The organism is Rhizobacter sp. P2_H2 (assembly GCF_056403375.1).
Genome location: NZ_JBFUFP010001065.1, coordinates 1 through 1,807 on the forward strand (window position 1 = coordinate 1; position 1,807 = coordinate 1,807).

Here is a 1,807-nt window from a genome sequence, read left to right on the forward strand (position 1 = left end):
CCTCGGGCGACGGCTGCACCGGCGGCAGCCCGCTGCCATTCTTGCCATTCCCCAGGCCGCGCAGCTCGCGGATCAGCGCATCGAGGCTCGGCGGCGCGACCACGCGTGCGCCGACCGCCAGCGCATCGAGCGTGCCGAGGTCGAAGCGCGACAGCTGCAGCACCTGGTCGGCGGCCTTCAGCGTCGGCTTCTCGAACACGCCGCGCAGCCAGTCGAGCAGCGGCGCGATGCGCTGCACCGGCACGCGCAGCAGCCGCTGCCGCGCCGGCGCGCCCAGCGGCAGCGGCGTCGACGGCGGCGTGTCGTCCGGCCACGGCACCAGCACCTCGCCGGTGCCGGCGCGCAGCGCACTGTCGACCTTCAGCCAGCCGCCCTGCACCAGGCCCACCAGCAGCGGCACCAGGTTGACCGGCTGGCCCTCGACCGAGAGCTTCAGCCCGAGCCGGAACCAGTCGCCGCCCGGCTCCTGCTGCAGGTCGACGGTCCAGTCGTCGGCCTCGTGCAGCTCGAACGGGAAGTCGTCGTCGACCTCGACCAGCCAGCCCTGCTCCTTCAGGCGCGGCACCTCCTGCGTCAGCAGGTGCGCCCACTGGTCGCGCTGCTGCGGCACGAAGATCATCGGCTGCCCCTCCAGCGCGACGCCGTAGCCGGCGCTGACGATGCGTCCGCTGCCGAAGCTCGACTGCCGCTGCATCGCCGCGCCCGCCGCGAGGCTCCATGGCCGCAGCCGCAGCGGGTCGGCCATCGCGCGCACCGCGGCCGCCTCGGCATCGGCATCGCGGTCGAAGCGCGTCAGCTGCGCGGTGGTGGCACCGCTGACGCGGGTCGCGTCGAGGAAGGTGGTCTCGGCCGGGGCGGCGGGCAGGTGGTAGTCGATCGGCGGCATGCCCGGCACGCGGTAGCGCAGCAGCAGCTGCACCGAGGCCTGGCGCGGCGCATGGTCGCTGACCAGCGGGCGGCTCGCGCGGGTGCCGAAGCGCTGGTGCAGCATCGCCTCGGAGGCCGCATCGACGCAGGTGCCCAGCCGCAGCACCGGCACCAGCGGCAGCGTGCCGAGGTTGCGCAGCGCGCGCGCCTGCTCGTCGGGCACCGGCAGCTGCAGCCCGCGCTGCGCGGCCAGCTCCTGCAGGCGGTCGGTGAACGACGACAGCAGCTCGGCCGGCACCGGCGGCATGCGCGTCAGCCAGTCGATCACCGGCGCCTCGGCCGGCACGCCCTGCAACGCGGCCGGCCGCAGCGTCAGCCCACCGAGGTCGATCGCCTGCGGCTCGGGCAGCATCACGATGACCACCGGCTCGTCGGCAGGGCCGCGCCACTGCGTGTGCCAGTCGCCCATCTCGTCGGCGAACCAGTGCAGCGAGACCGGCAGCGGCTCGTCGATGCGCTGCGCCACCGCGCCGGGCGGGTGCGGCAGCTCGCCGAGCAGCGGCGGCACGATCCACGCCCGCCCGCTGCGCAGGATCAGCTCGATCACCGCCAGCGCATCGCGGCCGCGCAACGGCAGCGAGCCGGTGCTGGCGTTCGGGCCGAGCAGCGGCAGCAACGCGGCCAGGATCTCCAGGTCGGCCGGCGCCAGGTAGGCGGGCCGGTTGCGCAGCATGTCGATCACGCTCGGCGAGTGCGGCCGGTGCGAGCCGAGCTCGCCGGTGCGCCGCAGGCTGCCGAGGTGCAGCGTCAGCACCAGCGTGCCGGCGCGCGCGTTCAGCACATACATCAGCGTGCGCTGCGGTGCCGTGGCGGCGCCGGGCGGCGGCAGCGGCCGGCCGGCGATGTCGGCCAGCTCGGCCAGCCAGAGGCGCACCGGACG

1 protein-coding gene is annotated in these 1,807 nt (G+C 75.4%); it reads right to left on the reverse strand.

Features of this window, described 5'->3' with window-relative positions; all coding sequences use genetic code 11:
* Window positions 1-1,807 (reverse strand): hypothetical protein (locus AC1D15_RS30060; protein ID WP_477828901.1); only part of this gene is annotated, 1,807 nt, incomplete at both ends.